General features: G+C 61.4%; 26 protein-coding genes, 1 tRNA gene and 2 pseudogenes. 11 read left to right on the forward strand and 18 right to left on the reverse strand.

Features of this window, described 5'->3' with window-relative positions:
- Window positions 1-164: 164 nt before the first annotated feature.
- From AC1DXU_RS03720 to AC1DXU_RS03730, 3 genes and pseudogenes are all read right to left on the reverse strand, one after another.
- Window positions 165-354: pseudogene (locus AC1DXU_RS03720) on the reverse strand (hypothetical protein); the annotation flags it as partial.
- 68 nt (window positions 355-422) lie between these two features.
- Window positions 423-1,037 carry an HNH endonuclease gene (locus AC1DXU_RS03725; RefSeq protein WP_477364506.1) on the reverse strand — a complete coding sequence of 205 codons (615 nt, stop codon included), beginning with the start codon at window positions 1,035-1,037 and terminating at the stop codon, window positions 423-425.
- A 458-nt stretch (window positions 1,038-1,495) separates the two neighbouring features.
- A complete protein-coding gene (locus AC1DXU_RS03730) occupies window positions 1,496-1,696 on the reverse strand; it encodes a hypothetical protein (RefSeq protein WP_477364509.1) in 201 nt (66 codons plus the stop codon).
- 562 nt (window positions 1,697-2,258) lie between these two features.
- Between AC1DXU_RS03730 and AC1DXU_RS03735 the strand changes: the two genes are divergently transcribed.
- Window positions 2,259-2,507 (forward strand): hypothetical protein, encoded by a 249-nt coding sequence (locus tag AC1DXU_RS03735; protein ID WP_140734961.1) that lies wholly within the window; start codon window positions 2,259-2,261, stop codon window positions 2,505-2,507.
- Between the two features lie 563 nt (window positions 2,508-3,070).
- Window positions 3,071-3,559, forward strand: a pseudogene (locus AC1DXU_RS03740) (tyrosine-type recombinase/integrase); the annotation flags it as partial.
- Window positions 3,560-3,702: 143 nt separating this feature from the next.
- On the opposite strand, the gene AC1DXU_RS03745 reads toward AC1DXU_RS03740, so the two are convergent.
- Window positions 3,703-3,778 (reverse strand) — tRNA-Ile (locus AC1DXU_RS03745).
- 134 nt (window positions 3,779-3,912) lie between these two features.
- On the opposite strand from AC1DXU_RS03745, the gene AC1DXU_RS03750 reads away from it, so the two are divergent.
- Window positions 3,913-4,623, forward strand: a complete 711-nt coding sequence (locus AC1DXU_RS03750) for an SIMPL domain-containing protein (RefSeq protein WP_477364512.1) — start codon at window positions 3,913-3,915, stop codon at window positions 4,621-4,623.
- Between the two features lie 176 nt (window positions 4,624-4,799).
- Here AC1DXU_RS03750 and AC1DXU_RS03755 read toward each other — a convergent pair whose 3' ends face one another.
- Window positions 4,800-5,189: a hypothetical protein gene (locus AC1DXU_RS03755; RefSeq protein WP_477364515.1), complete on the reverse strand. Its 390-nt coding sequence runs from the start codon at window positions 5,187-5,189 to the stop codon at window positions 4,800-4,802.
- A 266-nt stretch (window positions 5,190-5,455) separates the two neighbouring features.
- Window positions 5,456-5,902: a YcgN family cysteine cluster protein gene (locus AC1DXU_RS03760; protein WP_477313675.1), complete on the reverse strand. Its 447-nt coding sequence runs from the start codon at window positions 5,900-5,902 to the stop codon at window positions 5,456-5,458.
- Window positions 5,903-6,101: 199 nt separating this feature from the next.
- On the opposite strand from AC1DXU_RS03760, the gene AC1DXU_RS03765 reads away from it, so the two are divergent.
- Complete coding sequence (locus tag AC1DXU_RS03765; protein WP_477364518.1) at window positions 6,102-8,273, forward strand: OmpA family protein; 2,172 nt, start codon at window positions 6,102-6,104, stop codon at window positions 8,271-8,273.
- 221 nt (window positions 8,274-8,494) lie between these two features.
- The gene (locus AC1DXU_RS03770; RefSeq protein WP_477364521.1) at window positions 8,495-9,013 is read left to right on the forward strand and encodes a TIGR00645 family protein; all 519 of its coding nucleotides are present in this window, start codon (window positions 8,495-8,497) and stop codon (window positions 9,011-9,013) included.
- 17 nt (window positions 9,014-9,030) lie between these two features.
- Here AC1DXU_RS03770 and AC1DXU_RS03775 read toward each other — a convergent pair whose 3' ends face one another.
- The 3 genes from AC1DXU_RS03775 to AC1DXU_RS03785 all read right to left on the reverse strand — a co-directional run bounded on the left by AC1DXU_RS03775 (window position 9,031) and on the right by AC1DXU_RS03785 (window position 11,554).
- Window positions 9,031-9,897, reverse strand: coding sequence for an SDR family oxidoreductase (locus AC1DXU_RS03775; protein ID WP_477364524.1), 867 nt, complete (start codon window positions 9,895-9,897; stop codon window positions 9,031-9,033).
- A 113-nt stretch (window positions 9,898-10,010) separates the two neighbouring features.
- The gene (locus AC1DXU_RS03780; protein WP_477364527.1) at window positions 10,011-10,655 is read right to left on the reverse strand and encodes a helix-turn-helix transcriptional regulator; all 645 of its coding nucleotides are present in this window, start codon (window positions 10,653-10,655) and stop codon (window positions 10,011-10,013) included.
- Window positions 10,656-10,663: 8 nt separating this feature from the next.
- Window positions 10,664-11,554 (reverse strand): S1C family serine protease, encoded by an 891-nt coding sequence (locus tag AC1DXU_RS03785; RefSeq protein ID WP_477312647.1) that lies wholly within the window; start codon window positions 11,552-11,554, stop codon window positions 10,664-10,666.
- A gap of 169 nt (window positions 11,555-11,723) precedes the next feature.
- Here AC1DXU_RS03785 and AC1DXU_RS03790 point away from each other — a divergent pair, with 169 nt between their 5' ends.
- Window positions 11,724-12,674, forward strand: coding sequence for a S1C family serine protease (locus AC1DXU_RS03790; RefSeq protein ID WP_477364530.1), 951 nt, complete (start codon window positions 11,724-11,726; stop codon window positions 12,672-12,674).
- A gap of 3 nt (window positions 12,675-12,677) precedes the next feature.
- Here AC1DXU_RS03790 and AC1DXU_RS03795 read toward each other — a convergent pair whose 3' ends face one another.
- Window positions 12,678-13,589: an arginase family protein gene (locus AC1DXU_RS03795; protein ID WP_477364533.1), complete on the reverse strand. Its 912-nt coding sequence runs from the start codon at window positions 13,587-13,589 to the stop codon at window positions 12,678-12,680.
- 102 nt (window positions 13,590-13,691) lie between these two features.
- On the reverse strand, window positions 13,692-14,117 hold the full coding sequence (locus AC1DXU_RS03800; protein WP_477364536.1) for a VOC family protein: 426 nt from the start codon (window positions 14,115-14,117) through the stop codon (window positions 13,692-13,694).
- 66 nt (window positions 14,118-14,183) lie between these two features.
- Between AC1DXU_RS03800 and AC1DXU_RS03805 the strand changes: the two genes are divergently transcribed.
- Window positions 14,184-14,810, forward strand: a complete 627-nt coding sequence (locus AC1DXU_RS03805) for a TetR/AcrR family transcriptional regulator (RefSeq protein WP_477364539.1) — start codon at window positions 14,184-14,186, stop codon at window positions 14,808-14,810.
- Here the strand turns inward: AC1DXU_RS03805 and AC1DXU_RS03810 are convergent.
- On the reverse strand, window positions 14,743-15,699 hold the full coding sequence (locus AC1DXU_RS03810; protein WP_477364542.1) for a LysR family transcriptional regulator: 957 nt from the start codon (window positions 15,697-15,699) through the stop codon (window positions 14,743-14,745). The two genes, AC1DXU_RS03805 and AC1DXU_RS03810, sit on opposite strands and share 68 nt — an antisense overlap.
- Before the next feature lie 109 nt (window positions 15,700-15,808).
- Between AC1DXU_RS03810 and AC1DXU_RS03815 the strand changes: the two genes are divergently transcribed.
- From AC1DXU_RS03815 to AC1DXU_RS03825, 3 genes are all read left to right on the forward strand, one after another.
- Entirely contained in the window at window positions 15,809-16,444 is a 636-nt protein-coding gene (locus tag AC1DXU_RS03815) for an FMN-dependent NADH-azoreductase (protein WP_477364545.1), read from the forward strand.
- A gap of 274 nt (window positions 16,445-16,718) precedes the next feature.
- Window positions 16,719-18,425 carry an Hsp70 family protein gene (locus AC1DXU_RS03820; protein ID WP_477364548.1) on the forward strand — a complete coding sequence of 569 codons (1,707 nt, stop codon included), beginning with the start codon at window positions 16,719-16,721 and terminating at the stop codon, window positions 18,423-18,425.
- Entirely contained in the window at window positions 18,415-19,446 is a 1,032-nt protein-coding gene (locus tag AC1DXU_RS03825) for a hypothetical protein (RefSeq protein ID WP_477364551.1), read from the forward strand. Before AC1DXU_RS03820 ends, AC1DXU_RS03825 begins: the two co-directional genes overlap by 11 nt.
- A gap of 69 nt (window positions 19,447-19,515) precedes the next feature.
- On the opposite strand, the gene AC1DXU_RS03830 is transcribed toward AC1DXU_RS03825, so the two are convergent.
- Window positions 19,516-19,812, reverse strand: coding sequence for an HlyU family transcriptional regulator (locus AC1DXU_RS03830; RefSeq protein WP_477364554.1), 297 nt, complete (start codon window positions 19,810-19,812; stop codon window positions 19,516-19,518).
- 170 nt (window positions 19,813-19,982) lie between these two features.
- A complete protein-coding gene (locus AC1DXU_RS03835; RefSeq protein WP_477364557.1) occupies window positions 19,983-20,657 on the reverse strand; it encodes a PadR family transcriptional regulator in 675 nt (224 codons plus the stop codon).
- Between the two features lie 272 nt (window positions 20,658-20,929).
- On the opposite strand from AC1DXU_RS03835, the gene AC1DXU_RS03840 reads away from it, so the two are divergent.
- Complete coding sequence (locus tag AC1DXU_RS03840) at window positions 20,930-21,187, forward strand: DUF2798 domain-containing protein (protein ID WP_477364560.1); 258 nt, start codon at window positions 20,930-20,932, stop codon at window positions 21,185-21,187.
- A gap of 58 nt (window positions 21,188-21,245) precedes the next feature.
- Here AC1DXU_RS03840 and AC1DXU_RS03845 read toward each other — a convergent pair whose 3' ends face one another.
- The 4 genes from AC1DXU_RS03845 to AC1DXU_RS03860 all read right to left on the reverse strand — a co-directional run bounded on the left by AC1DXU_RS03845 (window position 21,246) and on the right by AC1DXU_RS03860 (window position 23,249).
- Entirely contained in the window at window positions 21,246-21,626 is a 381-nt protein-coding gene (locus AC1DXU_RS03845) for a thiol-disulfide oxidoreductase DCC family protein (protein ID WP_477364563.1), read from the reverse strand.
- 3 nt (window positions 21,627-21,629) lie between these two features.
- Window positions 21,630-22,694 carry a DMT family transporter gene (locus AC1DXU_RS03850; protein WP_477364566.1) on the reverse strand — a complete coding sequence of 355 codons (1,065 nt, stop codon included), beginning with the start codon at window positions 22,692-22,694 and terminating at the stop codon, window positions 21,630-21,632.
- Window positions 22,695-22,745: 51 nt separating this feature from the next.
- Window positions 22,746-22,871, reverse strand: coding sequence for a hypothetical protein (locus tag AC1DXU_RS03855; protein ID WP_477364569.1), 126 nt, complete (start codon window positions 22,869-22,871; stop codon window positions 22,746-22,748).
- Between the two features lie 84 nt (window positions 22,872-22,955).
- Entirely contained in the window at window positions 22,956-23,249 is a 294-nt protein-coding gene (locus AC1DXU_RS03860) for a GYD domain-containing protein (RefSeq protein WP_477245259.1), read from the reverse strand.
- Between the last annotated feature and the right edge of the window lie 13 nt (window positions 23,250-23,262).

Raw genomic sequence — 23,262 nt, forward strand, 5'->3', positions numbered from 1 at the left:
CGCCTGGACCAAACGTCGGCAGTGCCCTTCTTGGCGTCCGGTTGTGGGAAGAGGCGGCGACGGCTTCGACTTCTGATTGAGGCGCAGTCCCGATTTCCAGTTGGCAAACCGCCGGACCAGCCCAGCACTCCCAATGACGCGTTTGAGATCGCCCGCGCGCGGTCCGAAAACGTTACGCTCACTCCGCGCTGCCGAAAATAAGCCTGCATCAACTTGTGGCCCGATCGGTTGTTCTTCGCCAACTTGGGTCGGATCGAACACCGCCTGTTTTGTGCCCTCTATTGTCAGCGCTGCCTTAAGCGTCGCGATGGGCGAGTCCATGTCGGCATTGTCCGCTCGGAGCGAGGCATAGATACTTTCGGTAGCCTCGGCGCCTGGGGGGAGCTACGGATCTGGAGGCTTACGTAAGGGGCAAGAGATTCCTACGCTGCTTCCTCGATAAAGGCCTTAAGCTCTTCGATGGTGAGACACTGCTTTGTGCGGTGCACCATCCGGTGGCAATTGGAGCACAGCATTGCCAGATCCTCGATGGTCGTGACCTCGCCCTTTCCGTCGCGCCCGGAGAGCGGGTCAACGTGGTGGCATTCGATGTAATCCTTGCCGTGTTTGCCGTAGAAGTGCTCGAAGTCGAAATCGCATGCCTGGCAAATGGCCCCATAGTAGGCCTTCGCATCAGCAACGATGTTCGCGTTTCGCCAAATCCGAACCACTTCGGCCCGATACCGCTCGCCCTCTTCAGCCTGGAGATCGAGAATGGCCGAGACATCTTCGACTGAAACTCCCGACAGATTTGCGATTTTGTAGTCGAGGTTATCAAATCCGCGCATCGCATCCTTGGGCTGAAAGCGAGCGGGCATAATACGCGGGCGGAAGGACGAGGCCCACAGAGCCTTCATCGGATAATAGACGCCGTCCTCCTCGACGTAGAAATGATGAGGCGCCCTTCCATTGGCGTATTTGGCTAGGAACGCGGGCTGTCCAATTCGCCGGAATTCGGCCATGCGCTTTTCGATCGACGCTTTGGTAGGTGCCTTCATAAAGTCCCCTGTTTTCTGCCCGTCCGGACCGTGTCATTCAGGGCAGGAAACGCAACCGTCTATTTGTGAAATAGTACAAACGTTTGCCGTTGTGACGGTCAGGGTGAAGGAATTCGGCCGAATATCGTGCGCAATGCCCACAACACGTCTGCGCAGCTGAAAGGCGTATACTCTTGCCGACATCGGTCCGGAAAGGAGCGATGATCCACGGATACACAAGGGTTTCTACTGAGGGTCAACACCTCGCCGACCAGCTTGAGAAGGGTTGCCAAAGCCGGGTGAGTGCGTATCTCCCATGAGAAGCGCAGCGGGAAGAACGCGAACCGGCCGGAACTTCAGGCGATGCTGTCCGGCAGATACCGTGCTGGTGAGGGTGACGGACAGGATTGCCGACACATGCGGAAGCTTCGATGGAATGGACGGGGCGCCGCAAGGCGCCCCGTTTGTCGTTAACGTTGTCAGCCGCCGAGCCCCTTGAAAAAGAACGCGGACGCGCCGAGGCCGAACAACGTTACGAGCGTCGTCAGCACGGGCATGATGATCGTGTTTGCTTCGCCGATCGGATAGATAGAGGCGACGATGGCGATGGCGATTGCGCCCAGACCGCAAAGCACGGTCAGGATCAGGCAGGCTGCCACAATAGCGGATTTGTTGTGCATTTGGACTTCTCTTCTTGGTCGAGGAAGTCCTTTGTGCGCAGCCAAGGAACTTCCATCGACCCGGTTAACACGGTCGAATCGAAGTTCCTCAGAGCTCTTCCGTTCAGGCCCTTTCATTTTGTCGGGGGCCTTCGCACCGAGAAAACCGAAGCTCCCCCTGTCGGAAGGAAGCTCGTCATAACATCAACATTGAAGAGGTCGCGGTTACGGAAGAAACGCTAGCCTCAGACGGCATAAGCGCCGCCGTAAGGGTCAGATGTGATCGACGCGGCGTTTTGTCAAGGCGATGTTTCAGTCAGGCGGCGAACGCGATAAGCGCCACCGCGATGACGCGTGCATCCGATAGCAGAAGAACGCCTCTTCGATAGTGGGTGTTGCGATGTAGCGGTCTCCCGCTACCAACCCCCGACACTGACGATGGGCGAAGCAGCGGCCGAAGGCGACTATCCTATTTACAGGTCGCGACCGCGATTTTCCGAACGACCCGATCAGCTCTCTTCCTTCCATGATCATTGGGGGCTAGCCAAGGCCAGTCTTATGCATAGAAACCTTGGATAAAGCGGTGAAGAGCGATCCTCTCTCCTATCCCCCACGAGGCCTGTCACGCGAAGAAGCTGCGAGATACGTCGGCGTCGGCATCACCAAGTTCGACCAAATGGTTTCGGACCGTCGCATGCCGAAGCCGAAGAAGGTAGACGGCCGGGTGATTTGGGATCGTATCAAACTTGAGGCGGCATTTGCCGACCTGCCCGGCGACGATGATGAGAATATCGTCGACTTCCTGTTGCAGGGGAATCATAGAAAGGAATAGATTCGTTCGCGATGACGGATAAATATCCTGGCCTCTCCTCCTATACCGATCGCCATGGCAAAGTTCGCTGGCGCTATCGAACCAAGGAGCGCGTGGTTAGCCTGCCTGCACCGAACCAGCCGGGATTCAAGGAGGCATATTTAGCTGCAGTCGAAGGCCGAAAGGCCCCTAAGGCGCCCGTCGTCAGGATGCCGGGCGCTGCCCTGCCCGGCACGTTCGGCGCGGCTAATCAGAGGCTAAAAGTATCGGTCAAATGGCTGGCCCACGACGAAGCGACAAGACGAAAGAACACTCGTCTAATCGATGAGTTCCTGGACCTGCGAGTTGTGCCTGACCATTCACTTACCTGGCGCGACGTGCCAGTCAAAAATCTCAGGCGTGTCCATGTCGAAGAACTTCTAGGCCGTTTCATTGCCACGCCTCACAAGGCGAAGCACCTGTTGGTCGCAATTCGCAAATTGATCTATGTCGGGCTGCGCCAGGATTGGATCGAAACAGACCCTACCGCCTCAGTTGAATGGCGGCCAGCCTATACCGGTTGGAAGGCATGGCCTCGCGAAGCAATGGAACAATTCGAACGGCGCTGGCCAGTCGGCACTTCCGCGCGAACGTGCTACGGGCTTGCTCTTTGGCTTGGCAATCGTCGAGGCGATGTCGCAGGTTTGCGATGGGATCAGCGCGTAAACCACCGAGTCCTCATCGATGGTGTTGAGCGCCAATTCGACGGATTTGACATTGTTCAGGCCAAGAACAAGGGAAGGACCGGCGGCAAGCGGCTTTTCGTTCCAGTCACTCCCATGCTCGCTGAGATCCTAGACGCAGCGGATCGGCGAGGCGAAACAGTCCTAGTCACAGGATATGGCCAACCTTTCTCGGCGAAATCCCTGACCGGTGCCATGGCACACTGGAGCGCTCTCGCCGGATTGCCGAAGGGTCTTACGCTGCACGGTTTGAGGAAGTCACTCGGGGTTTATCTCGCCGAAGCGGAAGCATCCACCAGGCAGATGATGGACGTTCTCGGCCATGACGACATCGACCATGCCGAACTCTATTCCCGGGAAGCGTCGCAGGTGCGTTTGGCTGTGCAGGGCATGGACCGAGTCGTACGGCTCGTAACGCGCAAACCGCTGCTTGGCGAACCTATTGGCGAACCTCGTGGCGAACCGGTCAATAAACCATTGATAAATAACGATAATGGTGGGCCCGGAGGGACTCGAACCCCCAACCAAGCGGTTATGAGCCGCCGGCTCTAACCATTGAGCTACAGGCCCCACGTGGGCTGGATTAATGTTTTTCCCCGAGCGGCACAAGGCTTTCCGGAAGGGCTGGAAGCGATCGCCCAAATCAGCCCATATTCGCGCCCTAGTTGGCAGGTGCGACCGGATCGCAGACCAAGGAGATTTTCATGACCAGATATCTTTTGCCCCTAGCACTTGCTGCCGCAATCGCTTTTCCGGCGATGGCTGGCGCTGCCGATTCGCCGCCATCACCCCGCATCATTGTTTCCGGTGAAGGCGACGCAACCATGGCGCCCGATCTGGCGCTGCTGACGCTGAGCGTCATGCGTGAGGCAAAAACCGCGCGCGCAGCACTCGATGCCAACAATGATGCGATGGCCGCCGTGATCGCGGCGATGAAATCGGCCGGCATCAAGGAACGCGACCTGCAGACCGCCGGCATCCAGATCAACCCGCGCTACAACTACACCAACAAGCCGGACGGCAGCCAGGAGGCCGAGCTCGTCGCCTACCAGGTGACCAACACGCTTTCGGTGCGGATCCGCGATATCGACAAGACCGGCGACATCCTCGACAAGGCAGTGTCGCTCGGCGTCAACCAGGGCGGCGGCATCGCCTTCACCAATGAGGATCCGGCGGCGGCCATCACCGAAGCCCGCAAGAAAGCGGTCGCCAACGCGATGGCCAAGGCCAAGACACTCGCCCAAGCCGCAGGCGTCAGCATTGGCCGGGTGCTCGAGATCACCGACCAGAATGTCGCGCCGGCGCCGATGCCGATCAACGCCAAGGCCTTCGACGCGGCCGGTGCTGCGGTTCCGGTGCAGGCCGGCGAGAATTCCTATGCGGTGCAGGTCACCGTCACTTTCGAGCTGAAGTGACTGGCACTTTCGAGTTGAAGTGACCGGCGCCTGAAACGTCATTCATGAGAAAAATGAAAAACCCCGGAGGATCGATCCTCCGGGGTTTTGTTTGAGCCGCGCATTCCCTGTGTGGAGGGGCTCATACTACTCCAGACTGACCTTCGCAGAAGTCAGTTTTCAAGCTGATCTTCGCCTTAGCGGTAGAGGACCGGGCAGCCGCGCTCATTGGCAAACACGACCAGCACGCGGTCGCCGTCCTGGCGGCCTGCAACCTTCACCGTGCGGCGGTTGATGTCGACGATGCGGGCGCGGTACAGACCCATGCGCTCGGCCTTGTCGAGAGCACGCTCGGGCGAGCAGAACCGGCGTCCGCCACGGTCGTCAGGGCGCCATTCGTTGTCGTCATGGCGGTGATGGCGGCGGCGATAGTAGTTGTCGTCGTCTCCGGTATAGACGCCGAAGCGGGGATCGTTGTTGTTGCCGAAGCCGAGATAGATGCTGTCGGCATGAGCGACGGGGATGGTGGCAAGCGTGCTAAGGCCGATCATGGCTGAAAGCGTCGCGGTCTTGATCACGTTGAACATTGTCTTCTCTCCTTGTTGAGGGCCTTTTTCTGCCCGTCTTCGTCGAACCGATGGAGCGGAGAATGCTCCTTCCAGTCTGAACTCATTGCGAACCGGCTGTTCATTTTCGGTTAATCCGCAGGACCAGGCGAAAGCAGATGGAATTCCGACCTTCCCCGTTTGCAAACGATCTTGAACCCCAAAAAAATCCGATCTCCCAAACGCCTGATTGTCCAAACGCCTGATCGCCCAAAACGCCTGAGCGCAAAGTCTGTTCCGCAAACGATTCAGGGCTCGTCGTCGAGCATATGGTCGAAATAGTCCTCCGGCTCGGCAAGCTCGGTCTCGCTGGCGCTGACCCGGCCGCGGATCGAGATGCCGGCCTCGTGCACGGTCTCGGCACTTCCCGAAACCAGCCGGTGCCACCAGTAGAGATCGCGGCCCTCGGCGACCAGCCGGTAGGCGCATGTCCTGGGCAGCCAGCTGATGGTGCGCACATTTTGCGGCGTCAGCCCGACACAGTCGGGAACCCGCGCCAGCCGGTTGGCGTAGTCCGAGCAGCGGCAGGTCTGAGCGTCGAACAGCCGGCAGCCGACACTTGTCCAGTAGATTTCGCCGGTGTCCTCGTCCTCGAGTTTCGACAGGCAGCATTTGCCGCACCCGTCGCAGAGCGACTCCCACTCGGTCGGGGTCATCGCCTCCAGCGTCTTGGTTTTCCAGAATGGCGTGTCCATTGCGGGGATGTGGCCCGCGTTGGCGTCAAGGTCAAGCAGCGCGATGGTCGCAATTGCCGGCCGCACCATACGAAAAACACGAAATCGCCTTCAAAACGCCGGCCAAACGTCCTTCGCTGCCGGTAATGCCTGCAAATCGGAACCAATCCGGTTAAGGACAGTTTGGGCAGGGATGGGACCCACAAGGAGAATTTTTGACATGAAACGCCAACCACGGATTCTGGCAGGCACAGCGCTTGGCCTGCTGATGGCATCCGCGCCGTTGGGCGCGTTCCCGCTGCACGGCAGTGCCGCATTCGCCCCGCTGCAGCGCACGGCAGCACCGCTCATCCTGGCGCAAGCAGCTTGCGCCGAAGGGGAATCGGCCGAAGCCTGTGCGCAGAACCAGCAGGCAGAACCGGAACAGAAGCCCGAAAAGAAGAAGCGGGACCAGCAGCAACAGACAGAATCTGCTCCAGCCGAGCAGGCCGCTCCAGCTGTGGAAGAACTGCAGCCCCGCAAGAAGAGGCACGATCAGCAGCAGCAGACGGAATCTGCCCCAATCGAACAGGCGGCTCCAGCCGTCGAAGAACAGCAGCCCCGCAAGAAGAGGCACAAGCAGGAACAGCAGATCGAGGCAGCGCCGGCAGAGCAAGCCGCTCCTGCTGTCGAGCAGGCAGCCCCTGCAGTCGATGAACAGCCGCTCAAGCCGCGCAGGAAGAAGCACGATCAGCAGCAGCAGATCGAAGCGGCCCCTGCCGAACAGCCCATCGAACAGGCAGCCCCGGCAGTCGACGAACAGCCGCTCAAGCCGCGCAAGAAGAAGCATGACCAGCAGCAGCAGATCGAGGCTGCCCCTGCGGAACAGCCGGCCGAACAGATTGCACCTGCCGAACAGGTCGCGCCCGCAAACGACAATGAGCAGGCGAACCCGCGCAAGAAAAAGCACAAGCAGGACCAGCAAATCGAGGCCGCCCCTGCGGAACAGGCGCCAGTCAAGACAGAAGCGCCTGCCGGAGAGCCCGTGCCGCAGGCTGAACCGCTTCCGACCGACCAGCAGGCCGCTCCTGCCGAGGGCGAGCAGCCGCTGGACAAGAAGAAGCATGGCAAGAAGCCTGTCGGCGAACAGCCGGCAACAGCGGAACAGCCCGCCACCGGCGAACAGCCTGTTACAGATGAGCAACCCGTTACTGGCGAGCAGCCCGTCACTGGCGCGCAGCCGGTCCAGGGTGAAAATCCGGTTCAGGGCGAAGCCCCGGTCGATCCCAACGCAGCCCCCATTCTGGACAGCCAGAAGGATGTCCAGCGCAAGCACAAGGGCGGTGGCAAGGATAAGGGCGGCAACCAGACCGAACAGCAGAATGGCGAGCAGGTAGCACAGCCTCCAGTCGACCAGGGACCGCCGCCCACCGACGACAAGGCAGCCCAGCAGGAAATCAAGCCTGAAAAGATCGTTCCGGTGACGGAGGAACAGGGCACGCGCGTCGAGCGCGCACCCGACGAGAATGTTCGCGACCGCCGGCGCCCCAAGGGCGTGGACGTGTTGAAGGAGATCGGCGACCGCGTCATCATCCAGTTCAACAACCAGACGATCGTCGAAAGCAATGACGGCCCGCGCATGAACCGCGGCGCCAAGGATGTCTACTACGAGGATCTGCCGCGCGGCCGCACCCGCGAAACCGTGGTGCGCGCCAACGGCGTCCAGATCGTCACCATCCGCAACCGCAACGGCGACGTCATCCAGCGCTCGCGCATCACGCCGGACGGCCGCGAATATGTGCTGAGCTATGTCGACGAGCGGCACTATGACGACGACAACGACTGGCGCGATCCCGGCGACGACCTGCCGCCGATGCGGCTCAACATCTCGCGTCGGGACTACATTCTGGATTCGGAGGATGTGGAGGATCCGGACGACTACTACACCTTCCTCGAACAGCCGCCGGTGGAAAAAGTCCAACGCCTCTATTCGATCGACGAGGTGAAGCGATCGGCCCGCGTGCGCGACATTGCACGGCGCGTCGACCTCGACACGCTCAACTTCGAATTCGGTTCGGCCTCGATCTCCGACACCGAAGTGCAGAAACTCGAGGGTGTCGCCAATGCGATGGAGAAGCTGTTGAAGAAGAACCCGGCCGAGACCTTCCTGATCGAAGGCCATACCGACGCGGTCGGCACGCCGGTGGCCAATCTGGCCTTGTCGGATCGCCGCGCCGAGGCGGTGGCGGAGGCCCTGACCAATGCCTTCGGTATCCCGCCGGAAAACCTGACGACACAGGGCTATGGCGAGGAATATCTGAAGGTCAACACGCAGGCGCCCAACCGCGAGAACCGCCGTGTCGCCATCCGCCGCATCACCTCGCTGGTGGCGCCGGTGGCAAGCGACAACTGACCAAGATGTGAACCGCGCGATTCGAAGAGATCATTGAATCGCGCGGTCACCCACCCCAGATTCGTCACAGGGCGTTCCCTGCCCTGTCCCGACTCCAGCGGGACACATGAGCCCCGCCGGCCCTCCCGGCGGGGTCTCTGTTTTTGGCATGACTGCCCTTGCAAACGGTGGCGGTCTGCCTGAAATACCGCCCTCAAGAAGAACCAGACCGGAACCGTTCTATGAAACGCCTCGAACTCGCCATTGAATCGATCATTCTTGCGTCGCGCTGGCTGCTCGTGGTGTTCTATCTCGGACTGGGCTTGGCGCTGGCCATCTATGCGCTGTCCTTCGGCAAGAAGCTCTATGAGTTCGTTCTCATGGCCTTCACGCTCGGCGAGACCGACACCATCCTGAAGATGCTCAGCCTGATTGACGCGGCTCTGGTCGCCTCGCTGGTGGTGATGGTCATCATCTCCGGCTACGAAAACTTCGTCAGCCGCTTCGACGAGAATGACGGCGAGGTTCACTGGCTGGGCACGATCGATGTCGGTTCGCTGAAGGTCAAGGTCGCCTCGACCATCGTTGCGATCTCCTCGATCCACCTGTTGCAGGTGTTCCTGAATTCGGTCTCCTACACCACCGACCAGTTGATGTGGCTGACCATCATCCACCTCGCCTTCGTCGCCTCGGCGTTCATGCTCGCCTATATCGACCGGCTGATGGGTCTGGGCAAAGTCAAGAAGGCCGGCGAGGAATGACGCCAGCGGCGGTGCCGCTAGTAGATGCCTTTTATCTTCGTGCTCGAGTTCGCAAACACCTCATCGGGCACAAAGAAGTCGCCAGCCAGCGGGCCTGTTGCACCGGGCGCATAGACTGAAAAGTCGCTGACGCCCTCGGCGCGCAGCACCTCCTCGTCGATGTAGAAATTGCCGGTCGCCTCGCGCGACGGCCGCATCAGGATCGCATGCGCGGCATCGGCCATGATGTCGGGCGAACGGCTCATTGCCACCACCGTCGCACCGCCCAGAAGATTGCGCACCGCCGCCGTGTCGATGGTCGAGATCGGCCACAGCGAATTGACCGCGATGCCGTCTTTGGCGAACTCCGCGCTCATGCCCAGCGTGCACATCGACATGCCGAATTTGGCCATCGTGTAGGCGACATGGTTCTTGAACCACTTGGCCTTCATGTCGAGCGGCGGCGCCAGATTCAAAATATGAGGATTTTGCGCCAACTTCAGGTGCGGAATGCACATTTTGGAAACCAGGAACGTGCCGCGGGTGTTGATCTGGTGCATCAGATCGTAGCGCTTCATGTCGGTCTCCAGCGTGCCGGTAAGCTGGATGGCGCTGGCATTGTTGATGCAGATGTCGATGCCGCCGAATTTTTCGACGGTTTTTGCCACCGCCTCGGCGACCTGCGCCTCCTCGCGTATGTCGCACAGCATCGGCAGTGCCTTGCCGCCGGCCTGTTCGATCTCTTCAGCCGCCGTGTAGATCGTGCCCGGCAGCTTCGGATGCGGCTCGGCGGTCTTGGCCGCGATCGTCACATTGGCGCCATCGCGCGCGGCGCGTAGCGCGATCGCCAGACCAATGCCACGCGATCCGCCGGAGATGAACAGCGTCTTTCCCTTGAGCGACATTTTTCCTCCACCTATCTCTTTGCGCAATCCTTGCCTGCGCAGCTTGCGGATACAAGAGATTGTAAGGGGAAGCCATGGTGACGCTGCGGAGGGCCGCCCAGAACTTGGGTTCCCTAAACCAGCACCAGGCCCTGCCGCATGGCGATGGCAATCGCGTCGGTGCGGTTGGCGGCACCCAGCTTGATCAGGATCGCGGCGACGTGGAACTTTGCCGTGTGCACGGAGATGTTGAGCCGCCGCGCGATGACCTTGTTGGGCGCGCCCTCGGCCAGCAGCGCCAGCACTTCGCTCTCGCGCGGCGAAAGCGATGGCCTGGATGAAACGCCGTCGAGCGTCTCATCTTCGAACGGGTCGCCATCGCCATCATGGAAATCGTCACGCCGGTCGGACAAGGGGCGCCCCTCGCCTGAAATCCGGTAGCCCGCCGCCGCCAGCCTGACGGCAGCGGCGACCAGCAGCGCGTCCGCTGCCGCCGGCAGCACGGCAAACACCGCACCCGAGGGACGCTCGCGGCTTGCCCCCGAGGAGAGCAGTACACGCGGTGCATCGGCGCCGCCGCCGCTCAGCGTGCCGTTTTCCAGCGCGTCGGCATCCACGATGGCGACATCAGCCGCCTCGCCGCCGCCGACGACAACGGGCAGCAGATCGTCGCTCATGGCAAGCGCGGCGGACAGGCGCTCGGCGCGCGCGGCATCACCGAGCGCGATCAGCACTGTCAGCCGCCGCCCTGAGATTCCGTCAGCCTCGCTGCTTGCCATCGATCCTCTCAGCTCAGCGGCTTTTCGCCGATGGTCAGCACGACCTGGCGCGTCTCGCCGCCGCGCACCACGCCGAGCGTCACCGAGGCACCTGCGCTGTCGGGCCCGAGCTTGCGGATCAGCTCGCGCGGGCCGTGCACCGCTTCGCCATTCCACGAGACGATGATGTCGCCCAGAGAGAGGCCGGCGGCCTTGGCCGGACCATTGTCGTCAAGGCTCATCACCATGGCGCCATGCGCGTTGCCATCGCGGATCGGGTGCAGGCCGGCGCCGAGATAGCCGCGCGCAACATGACCCTTCTCGCGCAACGTCGCCACAGCCCGCTCGATCGTCTCGTAGGGCATGACCAACGCCCGCCGGCGCGGCCCGAACAAAAGCATGCCGATCAACGCACCCTTGGCGTCGAGAACCGGGCCGCCCTCGAAACGGCCGCCGGCACCAACCGCAAGATTGATGCGCTGGTCGATCGTGCCGCCGCGCATCGAGCGCCAGGCCGGACCGACCTCGGCGACCGTGCCGAAGACGGCGAGCGCCGAACCATCGCTGTTGCCGACGGCGATGGCCAGGTTGCCCGGCCGCACCGCGCCGGCTTTGGCCAGCCCCTCCTTGCTTAACAAAGACGGCGCGCTGACAGCACCTGCCGGCTTCAGCAAGGCGACGCCGGTCGAAGGGTCGCGTCCAACCAGTTCGGCCTTCACGGTCTCGCCGGAGGCCAGCGTCAGCTCGATCTCTTCGCCGGTCTCCACCGCCTCTTCGGCGGTGACGAAATAGCCGTCGCGCCAATGGAAAGCGGTTGCCGTGCGGTGGTGATGGGTGGCGAAGCTCGCCGCCACCGGTGCCGCGGTTGCGGCGATGTCGGCGATGGCGTCGGAAAATGCGCTCAGGTTGAAGTCGCTCATGATTGTCTCCTGGGTTTTCTCATGCCCCAGATATCGCTCGGCTACGCGTTTGCTTGTACTCGCCTGACGGCTAGTTGCTCGTTCGACTGGCCATCTGGTCAGGTCGCGACCGAATGGGCCGCTTCGCACATATAGTCATCATCAAGCCTGATAACACGGAGCCCCGCCGATGGCCCTCCTCGCCCCAAGATTCCAATCCGACGACACGCTGCTTGACACCTATTCCACGACGGTTGCCGATGCGGTCGACCGCATCGGTCCGGCCGTCTGCCGCATCGAGCGCATCGGTGGCGCCGGCGGCCATGGCTCCGGCTTCGTCATCGCGCCGGACGGGCTGGTCGTCACCAATTTCCATGTCGTCGGCGACGCCCGCACGGTGCGCGTCTCGATGCCGGACGGCGCCTCCAGCGAAGGCCGCGTGCTCGGCCGCGACCCCGACACCGACATTGCGCTGGTGCGCGCCGACGGCAGCTTTACCGACGTAGCACCCCTCGGCGATTCCAAGCGGCTGCGGCGCGGCCAGATCGCCATCGCCATCGGCAATCCGCTCGGCTTCGAATGGACTGTTACGGCTGGCGTCGTCTCGGCGCTCGGCCGCTCGATGCGCGCTTCCACAGGCCGGTTGATCGACGACGTCATCCAGACCGACGCGGCGCTGAACCCTGGCAATTCCGGCGGGCCGCTGGTTTCTTCGGCCGGCGAGGTCATCGGCGTCAACACCGCCATGATCCACGGTGCGCAAGGCATCGCTTTCGCGGTTGCCTCCAACACCGCCAATTTCGTCATTTCGGAGATCATTCGCTTCGGCCGCGTCCGGCGCGCTTTCATCGGCATTTCCGCCGACACGACAAACCTGCCGCGCCGCGCCGCCCTTCTGTCGCAAGTGTCGACCAGCACGGCCGTGCGCCTGCGCAGCATCGAGAAGAACGGCCCGGCGGCCAAGGCCGGCCTGAAGGAGGGCGACATCATCGCGGCCATTGACGGCCGCCCGGTGACCGGCGTCGACGATCTGGTGCGCATGCTCGATGCCGAACGCATCGGCCGCGAAACGCTGTGCACCGTGGTGCGCCGCACCGGCGTCAGCCAGGTAACGGTGATACCGGTGGCAAGGGCGAGCTGAGCCTTATCGCGGCATGAGCACCCGCCCGAGCAGCGACACCAGCAACGCCGCCAGCTCGCCATTCGGGTCGAGATCGGGATCGAAGATGGTCACGTCCATGCCGACACAGTGTGGATCGCCGACAAGTGCCGACAGGATGGCGACCAGATCGTCTGGATCGACGCCGGGACTGCCGGGTGAATCCACCGCAGGCATCACCGTCTGGTCGAGCACGTCGACATCGAAATGCAGCCAGTAGGCACAATCGGCACGTGCCAGCGTCGCTCTCGTTGTCTCCAGCACTTTGGCGGCGCCCATGTTCTGCACGGCAAAGACATCGATGCGCGTGATCGCCGTCGAATTGATGTCGGGCCAGGCAAAATCGGCATCGCGGCTCTCGCGCTCGCCGATCTGCACCACCGCCGCGTCGGCCACCAGCGGTCCTTCAATGCCAGGCCACTCGGTCAGCAAAGCTTCGCCGCGTCCGGTGGCGAGCGCCAGATCCATGCCGGCAGCAGAGCCAAGCATGGCGTCGATGTCGTAATTGCCGGGATGGCGGAAATCGCTGTGGCCATCAACATGCACCAGCGCCAATGGACCGAATCGCCGCGCGGCCGCCAGTGCGCCAAGCAGGATCGAACAATCCCCGCCGATGACCACCGGCAACTCGCTCTGCCTGAGCGCGGCGGCGATGATCTCGGCAAGTTCCAGATTGAAGCGGCGGATTGCCGGGCCATTGCGCAGCTTTGTGCCCGGCGGCGTTTCGGTGCTGTAAGCGGGCCGTTCGAGATCGACAACTCGCACTGGCGCCAGCGCCTTGATGAGGCCGGCCTCAGTCAGCGCCTGCGGCGCGCGCCAGGTCCCGGGCACATGGCCCGGCTGCAACGGCCGAAGGCCGAGATTGGAAGGCGCACGAACAAGGCAGATATCGCGCATGCGGCAGATCCAGCTTCACATCACCCAACATAGACCGCATGGCAGAACTCCGGCCACCGGGGCCGGAGCCCCCTACCGACACTTGCTGCCATCGGCGCGGGTTCATACCCCCGCCGCACCCTCCACGAATTGCGCCAGAAATTCCTCGCTGAGCGGGATCGGCTGGATCACGTCGATCAGCACACCATTAGGGTCCTTGGTGATGAAATGGCGCTGGCCGAAGGGTTCATCCCGCAAGGACAGCAAGATCGGCAATCCGGCCGCAACGATCCGTTCATAAACCGCGTCCGGGTCCTTGACCTCGAAGTTGATCAGCAGGCCTGACGTTCGCCCGCGCCCCTCCTCGGGGATCGTCTCGTGGTCGCCCTGGACGATGCCGAGATTGACGCGCCGGTCCTCGGCCGACTGCAGATGCACGTACCAGTCGCTCGCAAACAGCGGCTTGAAGCGGAAGTGCTTGACATAGAAGGCTGCCGTGCCGGCCACGTCGCCCGTCATCAGCACCGGATAATAGCTCGTCGTCTTCATCTTTCTTTCTCCCACCACATAACATACAGTCTGTATGTAACTTGAAATAACATACAGGCTGCATGTATGCAACGAGAAACCACGCACCGTTCCAACCGCGACCGCACCGAAGCGACGCGCGCCGATTTGATCGCCGCGGCGCGAAAACTGTTCATTGAAAAACCCTATGCCGAGACCGGCACCCCCGAGATCGTCGCGGCCGCCGGCGTCACGCGGGGTGCGCTTTACCACCATTTCGCCGACAAACAGGCACTGTTCGCCGCCGTCGTCGAGCAGGAGGCAGCTGCGGTGGCGGAGGAAATCGAGCGCGCTTCGCCGCCCTCACTGTTTGCCCGCGACGCACTGATCGCCGGCTCGGACGCCTATCTCAGCGCCATGCGCGTGCCCGGCCGCACCCGGCTCCTGCTGCTTGACGGGCCGGCCGTGCTCGGCCGCGCCGGCATGGACGAGATAGACAATCGGCACGGCAACCGCTCGCTGCGCGAAGGCCTCGTGGCGTCGATGCGTGAGCAGTCGATGGCAAAATTGCCCGTGGACGCACTGACCGCACTGCTTGCCGCCGCCTTCGACCGGGCCGCTCTGGCCGCCGAGGCCGGCGCTTCAGCCGAGGATTACCGCGCCGTTCTCATGGCGCTGATGGATGGATTGTCCCCGGCTCCTCTTCCGGCACCTGACCCGGCTCGAACTCGTTGAAGCAGCCGAGCTGGCGTTTGAACTGGTCGATCAGCCAGGCCGCCGCCGGTTTCGGACTGCGGTCGGCACGGTGCATGGCAAACAGCGGCGAGCGCACCTCGCTGTAGGGTTCCAGATCGAGCTCAACCAGCCGGCCGCTGGCCAGATCGTCGGCGGCCAGCCATCGCGGCAGCCCGCCCCAGCCCAGCCCCTCGCGCATCAGCGCATGCTTGGTGCGCACATCCGTCAGTCGCCAGGTGCGGTAGGCGAACACGCCGTAGTCGCGTCCCTTGGTGCGCTCGGACTGGTCGGTGACGACAAGCTGCGTGTGTTCACGCACATCCTCGACCGGCACCGGTTTTGGCAGCAGCGCCAAGGGATGGCTGGGTGCGGCGACCGGCACCATCGAGGTGAAGCCGATGCGCAAAATCTGCACGTCCGCATCGCCCGGAATGCCGCCGACGCCGAGATCGGCCAGCCCTTCGACGACTTGATCGACGATCAGCCCCAGCGAGCCGATATGCAAGCGCAGCGTCACCGTTGGAAACTGCGCCTCGAACGCTTTCAGCACCCGCACCAGCACCGGTGAAGGCAGCGCCATGTCGACCGACAGGACGACTTCCGCCTCCAGTCCTTGCCGGTAGCCGTCGACGCGCGAGCGGATGCGCTGCAGCACGCCGATCATGCGCCGCGCATCTTCCAGCGTCGCGCGGCCGACATCGGTCAGTTGCGGCTCGCGCGTGCCCTCGCGCTCGAACAGTTTCAGCCCAAGCTGTGCCTCGAGATTGGTAATGCCATAGCTGATGACGGATTGCGCCCGGTTGAGCTTGCGGCCGGCGGCCGAGAAACTGCCGGTGTCGGCAACGGCCACAAGGATCTGAAGCTGGTCCAGCGTCGGGTTGGGTTGCATCGTCTTATCCAGATTGTAGATGGATACTATACAAAATATACCAGTTTTTCAAATGGGTCGGTGGCCCCATATCTGGCTGGACAATTCATTCCAACCCTGGAGAGCCCCCATGTCCATCCTTCTCGTTACGTCCAGCCCGCGCGGCAATGCCTCGCACTCGACCCGCATCGCCACTGAATTCGCTGAAAAGCTGCTTGCCGCCGATCCGTCGGCCACGCTTGTCGTGCGCGACCTCGTCGCCAATCCGCTGCCGCATATCGATGCCGACTATTCGACCGGCATCTACACGCCTGTCGAGGCTCGCACCCAGCGCCAGGCCGAAGTGGTCGGCGTTTCCGATGCCGCGCTCGATGAAGTGTTCGCGGCCGACACCATCATACTCGCCACCGGCTTCATCAACTTCGGTATCTCGTCGACCCTGAAGTCCTGGGTCGACCACATCGCCCGCTCCGGCAAGAGCTTCTCCTACGGCGAGAACGGCCCCAAGGGCCTCGTCACCGGCAAGAAGGTCTATATCGTGCTGGCTTCGGGCGGCATCTATTCCGAAGGTGCGGCCGTGCAGTTCGACCACGCCATCCCTTATCTGCGCGGCGTGCTCGGTTTCCTCGGCATGACCGACGTCGACGTCATCCGCATTGAAGGCGTCGGCATGGGTCCCGACGCGGTGACCGCCGCGCTCGCCAAGGCGACGGCCAAGGTCGACGCCGTGGTGGCCGCGACCCAGCAGGTTGCCGCAGCGGCGTAACCGCAGGCCATTCCCGACCCGAATGAAAAAGGCAGGTGCTCCGGCGCCTGCCTTTTTGTTGTTCCACGAACGTCGACCGAAACGGAGCAGCGCGTGTAGTGAAACGCGCCGCGAGATCGCCACGTAACCGTGTGCGCGTTGTCGGGCGAATCCTCTTCACACGTGTTTGATTATTCAGATAAGTTCAATTTTGAGTTTTATGCCAAGTACAGTATGTGCAAGTCACACACGTCATAAATGACAAGCCACCTCAAAACCTCCCACGGAGACTTGTTTGTCTGAGTTCCCAATTCTCGGCATTGACCTTGGCACGACCAATTCGTTGGTAGCTCATTTTACCGCAGAAGGTCCCATATTGATCCCCAATGCTATGGGCGCTTTTCTGACGCCTTCCGCCGTGGGGCTTAGCGACAGTGGTGACTTGCTGGTCGGCCAGGCAGCCAAGGACAGGCTCGTGTCCAATCCCGATATAAGCACGGCACGATTCAAGCGCTATATGGGCACGGACCACATGGTTCATCTCGGCCGCAAGACATTTCGCCCGGAAGAGTTGTCCGCGTTCATTCTGCGCTCCTTGAAAGCGGACGCCGAGGCGCATCTCCAGCAGCCTATTGACGATGCGGTCATTTCCGTGCCGGCCTACTTCAACGACGTGCAACGCAAGGCAACGATCGCTGCCGCACAACTCGCGGGCCTTAAGGTAAGCCGGCTGATCAATGAACCGACCGCGGCGGCCTTGGCTTATGGCCTGCATCGCAAGGACGATGAAAGCACCTTTCTTGTCGTGGATCTTGGCGGCGGCACATTCGACGTTTCAATTCTGGAGATGTTTTCTGGCGTCATGGAGGTGCGGGCGTCGGCCGGGGACGCATTTCTTGGCGGAGAAGACTTCACGGATATCCTTGTGGCGTTGCTGGGTAAGGATCTTGGCCGTGATGATTTGGGAAAGGGAGATCTGTCCCGGCTGCGTGCGCTGGCTGACGAAGCAAAGCACAAGCTTTCAACCAGCAAAGACGCCGATATCCGATATGTTCTGAACGGCGAACAGAAGCATCTTTCTATCTCTGCAGATCGTTTTGAGGAGGCAACGACGCAGTTAGTCAACCGGATGAAGGCCCCTTTACAGCGCGCGATGCGCGACGCAAACCTGGGCAACGACCAGATCGACCGGATCATACTCGTTGGCGGTGCAACGAGAATGCCAATCATCAAGTCTGCAATAACCAAGCTTTTCAAACGTTTTCCGGAACATGATCTCGACCCCGATCATGTCGTGGCCCTGGGCGCGGCGGTGCAGGCCGGCCTTGCTTCCCGGCATCAGGCACTCGACGACATCGTCATGACCGATGTTTCACCCTTCACCTTGGGTATCGAGACAAACCATCACGTCGGACCGAACGGCCAAACCCTGCCCGGATATTTTGCTCCAATCATTGAGCGCAACACAGTTATTCCAGCGAGCCGAATTGAGCGTTTCAATAGTGTAGTTCCTGGCCAGCAGAAAGTGGAACTCAATGTCTTTCAGGGCGAGGCGCCGCTGGTACGCGACAATGTGAAGATAGGCACATTGAGCGTTCCTATTCCCGTCAACCGCAACGCAAATGAAGCGGTCGATGTTCGCTTTACCTACGATACGTCCGGAGTGCTCGAAGTCATCGCAACGGTCGTCACCAATGGCAAGGCTCATCGACTCGTAATAGAAGGCAATCCGGGCGCTCTTTCGCAAAAAGACATTCTGCAGCGCCTGGCGGAACTTGAACGGATCAAGATCCATCCACGCGAAGAAGCGGTTAACGCGGCGCTCGTCGCGCGCATCACGAAAGCTTTTGAAAATGCCTTGGGGCCGCAACGCAAGGTGTTGTCGGCACGGCTTGGGGAATTCGAGGCGATCCTTGCCCGGCAATATCCCAAGGAAATCGCCGCCGTGCGATCCCAAATCACGGAAGAACTCGAAGCGTTAGAGAAGTACGATGTTTATTGATGCGTTTTCCATGCTCGGAATATCCGACCGGGAAGACGTCACCGAACGCGAGATCAAGCGCGCCTACGCTACAAAGCTCAAACTAATCAACATCAATGAGGATCGCGACAGCTTCATTGCGTTGCGTCAGGCATTCGAGCAGGCGCGCGATCAAGTCAACGGGCGGGAATATTTCAAGAAAATTACGCTCCCTGACGAGACACAAATTGCCGAAGACACCGACTCGCGCGCGTTGAAGAACGTGCCACTATCCGACGAGAGCGCGGCGCCCGCTATCCTCGAAGCACACGCTCTGCGGGCCATGGAAGATGATATCGAGACGCTCCTTATCGAAAACATCGAACCAGATGCACCGAAAGAAGCGGCTCCTGCCCGCACGGCTTCAATTGTCATCGAAGCGCCTGCCTTGCGCGCCATGAAAGCTGTCGAGTCGCTTATCACCGAACCATGGAAATGGCAGAGAATAGACAACTGGCTGGCAATTCTGGATGGCGAGCTCCTACAGACGATTGATGACATTCAAGAGTTTGAAACCCGCATGCGGACCTATGTCTGTGAGCAATCAGGCTTCGGCGAGCGGCAGCGTCCGTTGGCCAAGCCCTGGATGGTTCAGCGCTTGCTTGACTTGCTTGACGAACGCTTTGGCTGGACACGCAATCGCGGATCAAACTATTGGGAGCGTCACCAGCTTGACTGGTTGCACGCGCTAATCGATCCTGAGACGGCACCCCAATATCGTATGGCGTCCACGCCGCGACAGGACCCTGAGCCCGAAACGATCGCACCATCGATCCAAACCGCCGGTTCGGCGCGTCAATCACCTATTACCGGGTGGGGATGGTTTGTGATCTTTTTTGTGCTTGTTAAACTTGCCGCCGTTCTTTCGGGCTCAAATGAGCCCGCGAAAACATTCCCACGGCCCGATGCCACACAAGTGCCCGCAGGCATTCCTCCCGGCCTCTGTCGTAATCTGTCGTTTGACGAATGTTTCAAGAAGATGAGTGGGATGCCGGAGCCATAAGTCGAAAATTATCGAACGGAAATCGGGGGAAAAGATAAACGACAGGAGCAATGTTGGTCACCGCAGGCCCTACCCAAAAATCCTCTCGCCCTGCTCATCCACCAGCTGCATGCCCTTCTTGATCGAGATGTCGACGGCGTCATCCAGTCCGGCAAAGCGATCGGCGCGGATGAATTTGTGTTCCTTCATGACGCCGCCGACTTCCTTCGAGACCACGCCGCAGGTCTGGTACTGGCCGCCCTCCGCCTTGTAGGGCGTGGCGCTGATCAAAAATCCCTTGTGCTCGACCTGCTTTGCCGGTGCGGCGCTCCTGGGCTCGCCCGCCTCACCGCCGCCACCACCGAAAAGACGCTTCAGAAAAGACATGGGGGCTTCCTCCAACGGCAATGATCCTGCACCGCATCTCGCGGTGCAGGATCATTTTCAGTACCGTTCCTCAGCCAAACGGGCAAGGCCGCATCCGGCCCGCACGCTCAGCATGTCGTCCAAAAGTGTGCAGCGGTTTTGGGACAACGACATGCATAAACAGAAACTGCTCAACCGCGCGAGAGCGCTTCCAGCGCCTCGGCGGCGGCCTCCAGCACTGCAATCGCCTCGGCCTGCTTTTCAGCCGGCGCGTCGACGAAGTCGCCGAGTGCGGCACGCAGCCGGTGGCGCACGGCGCGAAATTCATCGCGGGCATCTGAGCGACCACGCCCGCCACGCCGTCCGCCCTCCTCGCCGTCGTCGTTCCAGCCGAACCAGTCGCGCGCCTTGGCCATCTTGCGGCCGAAGCGCTCGAGATGCTCGAGGACGCCGTCGATCATCTCGCGATTTTCGTCGAGATGCGCCTTCCCTTCCTCGGTGATCGAAAACACCTTCTTGTTGCCATCGGCTGCAGAGGCGGCATAGCCGGCCTCTTCCAGAAAGGTCAGCGTCGGATAAACAACGCCCGGGCTCGGGCTGTAGATGCCGCTGGTGCGCTCTTCCAGCGCCTTGATGATGTCGTAGCCGTGGCGCGGCGCCTGCGCCAGCAGCGACAGCGTGATCAGCTTGAGGTCGCCGTCGGCCAGCATGCGTCCGGCGCGAAACATGTCGCCCGGCCCGCCGCGTCCGCCGCCACGACCGCCATGTCCGAACGGACCGGAGCCGCCGCCACGGCCGCCGAACTTGCCGGCCATATGCATGAAAGCGCGCTCTGCGCGCTCGCCAAAGGGATGATGTCTGTGCATTGATTGCTCCATGAGTTCTATCTTACGATATATCTTAAGTAGGCGCGCACTTCCGTCGAGTCAAGATATATCTTACGATGTATCTAAGAGTGGCGCCAGCGGGGTTGATATCGTCGGCCAGCCCCGTTAGAAGGCCGCTTGAGCGCCCCAGGGCTGCTCCGTAAGCGTCTGACGTCAAGCAACGCATCCAACCCGGTCTTTCCGGGCAGTTACGCCGGAAATCGGCGAACGGATGCCAATGCGATGGACCGGATGCTTCAGGGAAAATCCCAATGACCATGAAAACCCGGCGCAGGAAGCTGCCTGCGCGCTATGCGACGATCGTCAACCCGTTGGTGTTGTCACTGTTGATGACCTTCATCGTCTCGTTCATCTCGACGCTGAAAAGCCTCGGCTTCCAGCCCGGCCTGCCAACCGTCTGGCTCACCGCCTGGGGCTTGTCCTGGCTGGTGGCGTTTCCAACGCTGCTGCTGGTGCTGCCGATGGTGCGCCGCATCGTTGGCTGGCTGTGCGAACCCGCGACCCGATAGAAGCCAATGGGAAAGGCCCGGAAATGCTTCCGGGCCTTTCAACCTGCCGGAGTGCTGACTACCAGCGACCCTTGCGCCGGTTCCAGGCATAGAGAAGATCGGCGAAGCGGTCATAGGCAAAGCGCGTCAGCGGCAGCACGGCAGGATTGCCGAACAGCCAAGCCAGCCAGCCTTCGCCCGGCGTCGCCCTCCACACGGCAACCGCGACATCGGCGCCGACCAGCAGTTTGCCCTCCGCGTTCGTGGCGTGCAGCCGGCGGCGGATGTCTTCCAGCGAGACATGGTATTTGGCCAGCGCCGCCGGCTCGGCATTGATGTCGCGAAACGCGATCCGCCCGGCCTTGATCGCCTCGATCAGCCGCCGCTTCTGCCGGCTGATGCCCGCATCGCAGACCGGGCAACGCGTGTTGTACCAGACGGTCAGCAGAGGCCGGGCCATATGTCAGCCGTGGTCATGCCGGTGATGCAGATCGGGATAGTGCGCATGCGCGTGGCGCATCGGCGCATGCTGGTGTGGGTGCGAATGCGGCTCTGTTACCGGCCCGTCATGATGGTGCCGGTGGTGCTCGTCATGCACATGACTATGCTCATGCTCAAGAGCCTGGTGATCATGCTCGTGATCGTGGCGTTCAGAAAGATGCAGCCACAGGCCGACGCCCATCAGAAGTCCGGCAATCGCCAGCTTCAGCGTCAAGGGATCGCCGACGACAGCGATGGCAAGCAGCGCACCGATGAACGGCGCCAGCGAGTAATAGGCTCCTGTGCGTGCCGTGCCGAGATGGCGCAGCGCCAGGATGAACATCACCAGGCTGACGCCGATGCCGAAGAAGCCGACAGCGGCCGCAGCGGCGACAAAGGACGCGGCGGGAAATGATGCACCGGCAATGAAGCCGAGCCCGACATTGACGATGCCCGCCACAAGGCCCTTGAGCATGGCGATGACCACCGGGTCGGTGGCCGAGATCTTGCGGGTGAAATTGTTGTCCAGCCCCCATGCCAGGCAAGCTCCGGCAACCAGCAGAGCGCCGAGGTTGAAGGCAACACCCTTGCCCTCCCATGACAACAGAACCGCGCCGGCAAGAATGGCGAAGGCACCGAAAAGCAAACGCCGGTCGACATTCTCGCGATAGATGAGCCAGGCGATCGCCATCGTCGCCAGCCCTTCGAGATTGAGCAGCAGCGCGGAGCTGGATGCCGTATTCAGTGTGAGGCCGAACATCAAAAGCACCGGCGCGACGATGCCGCCCATGCCGATGGCCAGCACCAGCCATGGTATGTCCTTGCGCGCCAGCTGTGCTTCGCCGGCCCGTGCTTCCGCGCCTCGGAGCAGACGAAATACGGCCAGCCCCACACCCGCGCCGAGGTAGAGCAGGCCGGCCAGCATGAAGGGGTTGACGGTATCAAGCAGCAGCTTGGAAAGCGGCGGTGCCGCACCAAACAAGGCGGCAGAGCCGAGAGCAAGCGGCACACCGGGCCACAGATGCGAATGTGAATGCGGTTCAGACATGGCCTATCCTACCACGACGTCGCGTCGCGTCTTCCCGTTGCGCGCCCGGAATCAGAATTCGTAGCCGAACCGCTCGAAATCTCTGAGATAGAGCCGTCGAACGATTCTTTTGGCCTCGTCATCATAGTGCGTGCGATAGTCAAAGGGCGCGTTGATGTTCGCCCTGGGAAGCGCCATCAGGCGCCGTCAAGCGGCGCCTGACCATGGGCGATCGAGAAGGTTATTTGGTCTTACCGCTCGTCGCTCGAATCTGGACCGTATCTATCCAAGTGATGCGATGATCTCGCGATAGGCAACCTCCGGGAAAGCCTTCAGCGTTCGCGTCTTGACGTTGCCGCCACTCGCCAGCATCAGCGAGAAGCGGGCGAGCACCGCATCGTCGGGCGCCTCGACCACCGCCACCATGTCGCATTCGCCCATGGTGAGATAAAACGCCTTGAACGACCCGCCCATGTCCCCCAGCATCTTCCTGGCGGCATCGAGCCGCTTTGGCGAGTCGCGCACATTCTTAGCGCCCTGCTCCGTCCAGTTGATAAGCACGATGTAAGTCGTCATGGCACACCTCCCT

This window comes from Mesorhizobium sp. P3_A10, assembly GCF_056403175.1.

What these genes read in the sequence shown, in the direction of transcription:
- AC1DXU_RS03750 (WP_477364512.1), top strand. Translation starts at nt 3,913, where the DNA reads ATGACCAGATATCTTTTGCCCCTAGCACTTGCTGCCGCAATCGCTTTT.
- AC1DXU_RS03765 (WP_477364518.1), top strand. Translation starts at nt 6,102, where the DNA reads ATGAAACGCCAACCACGGATTCTGGCAGGCACAGCGCTTGGCCTGCTG.
- AC1DXU_RS03725 (WP_477364506.1), bottom strand. Translation starts at nt 1,037, where the DNA reads ATGAAGGCACCTACCAAAGCGTCGATCGAAAAGCGCATGGCCGAATTC.
- AC1DXU_RS03840 (WP_477364560.1), top strand. Translation starts at nt 20,930, where the DNA reads ATGACCATGAAAACCCGGCGCAGGAAGCTGCCTGCGCGCTATGCGACG.
- AC1DXU_RS03835 (WP_477364557.1), bottom strand. Translation starts at nt 20,657, where the DNA reads ATGCACAGACATCATCCCTTTGGCGAGCGCGCAGAGCGCGCTTTCATG.
- AC1DXU_RS03805 (WP_477364539.1), top strand. Translation starts at nt 14,184, where the DNA reads ATGCAACGAGAAACCACGCACCGTTCCAACCGCGACCGCACCGAAGCG.
- AC1DXU_RS03845 (WP_477364563.1), bottom strand. Translation starts at nt 21,626, where the DNA reads ATGGCCCGGCCTCTGCTGACCGTCTGGTACAACACGCGTTGCCCGGTC.
- AC1DXU_RS03830 (WP_477364554.1), bottom strand. Translation starts at nt 19,812, where the DNA reads ATGTCTTTTCTGAAGCGTCTTTTCGGTGGTGGCGGCGGTGAGGCGGGC.
- AC1DXU_RS03855 (WP_477364569.1), bottom strand. Translation starts at nt 22,871, where the DNA reads ATGGCGCTTCCCAGGGCGAACATCAACGCGCCCTTTGACTATCGCACG.
- AC1DXU_RS03800 (WP_477364536.1), bottom strand. Translation starts at nt 14,117, where the DNA reads ATGAAGACGACGAGCTATTATCCGGTGCTGATGACGGGCGACGTGGCC.
- AC1DXU_RS03730 (WP_477364509.1), bottom strand. Translation starts at nt 1,696, where the DNA reads ATGCACAACAAATCCGCTATTGTGGCAGCCTGCCTGATCCTGACCGTG.
- AC1DXU_RS03860 (WP_477245259.1), bottom strand. Translation starts at nt 23,249, where the DNA reads ATGACGACTTACATCGTGCTTATCAACTGGACGGAGCAGGGCGCTAAG.
- AC1DXU_RS03780 (WP_477364527.1), bottom strand. Translation starts at nt 10,655, where the DNA reads ATGGCAAGCAGCGAGGCTGACGGAATCTCAGGGCGGCGGCTGACAGTG.
- AC1DXU_RS03790 (WP_477364530.1), top strand. Translation starts at nt 11,724, where the DNA reads ATGGCCCTCCTCGCCCCAAGATTCCAATCCGACGACACGCTGCTTGAC.
- AC1DXU_RS03825 (WP_477364551.1), top strand. Translation starts at nt 18,415, where the DNA reads ATGTTTATTGATGCGTTTTCCATGCTCGGAATATCCGACCGGGAAGAC.
- AC1DXU_RS03760 (WP_477313675.1), bottom strand. Translation starts at nt 5,902, where the DNA reads ATGGACACGCCATTCTGGAAAACCAAGACGCTGGAGGCGATGACCCCG.
- AC1DXU_RS03850 (WP_477364566.1), bottom strand. Translation starts at nt 22,694, where the DNA reads ATGTCTGAACCGCATTCACATTCGCATCTGTGGCCCGGTGTGCCGCTT.
- AC1DXU_RS03770 (WP_477364521.1), top strand. Translation starts at nt 8,495, where the DNA reads ATGAAACGCCTCGAACTCGCCATTGAATCGATCATTCTTGCGTCGCGC.
- AC1DXU_RS03795 (WP_477364533.1), bottom strand. Translation starts at nt 13,589, where the DNA reads ATGCGCGATATCTGCCTTGTTCGTGCGCCTTCCAATCTCGGCCTTCGG.
- AC1DXU_RS03785 (WP_477312647.1), bottom strand. Translation starts at nt 11,554, where the DNA reads ATGAGCGACTTCAACCTGAGCGCATTTTCCGACGCCATCGCCGACATC.
- AC1DXU_RS03775 (WP_477364524.1), bottom strand. Translation starts at nt 9,897, where the DNA reads ATGTCGCTCAAGGGAAAGACGCTGTTCATCTCCGGCGGATCGCGTGGC.
- AC1DXU_RS03810 (WP_477364542.1), bottom strand. Translation starts at nt 15,699, where the DNA reads ATGCAACCCAACCCGACGCTGGACCAGCTTCAGATCCTTGTGGCCGTT.
- AC1DXU_RS03815 (WP_477364545.1), top strand. Translation starts at nt 15,809, where the DNA reads ATGTCCATCCTTCTCGTTACGTCCAGCCCGCGCGGCAATGCCTCGCAC.
- AC1DXU_RS03755 (WP_477364515.1), bottom strand. Translation starts at nt 5,189, where the DNA reads ATGTTCAACGTGATCAAGACCGCGACGCTTTCAGCCATGATCGGCCTT.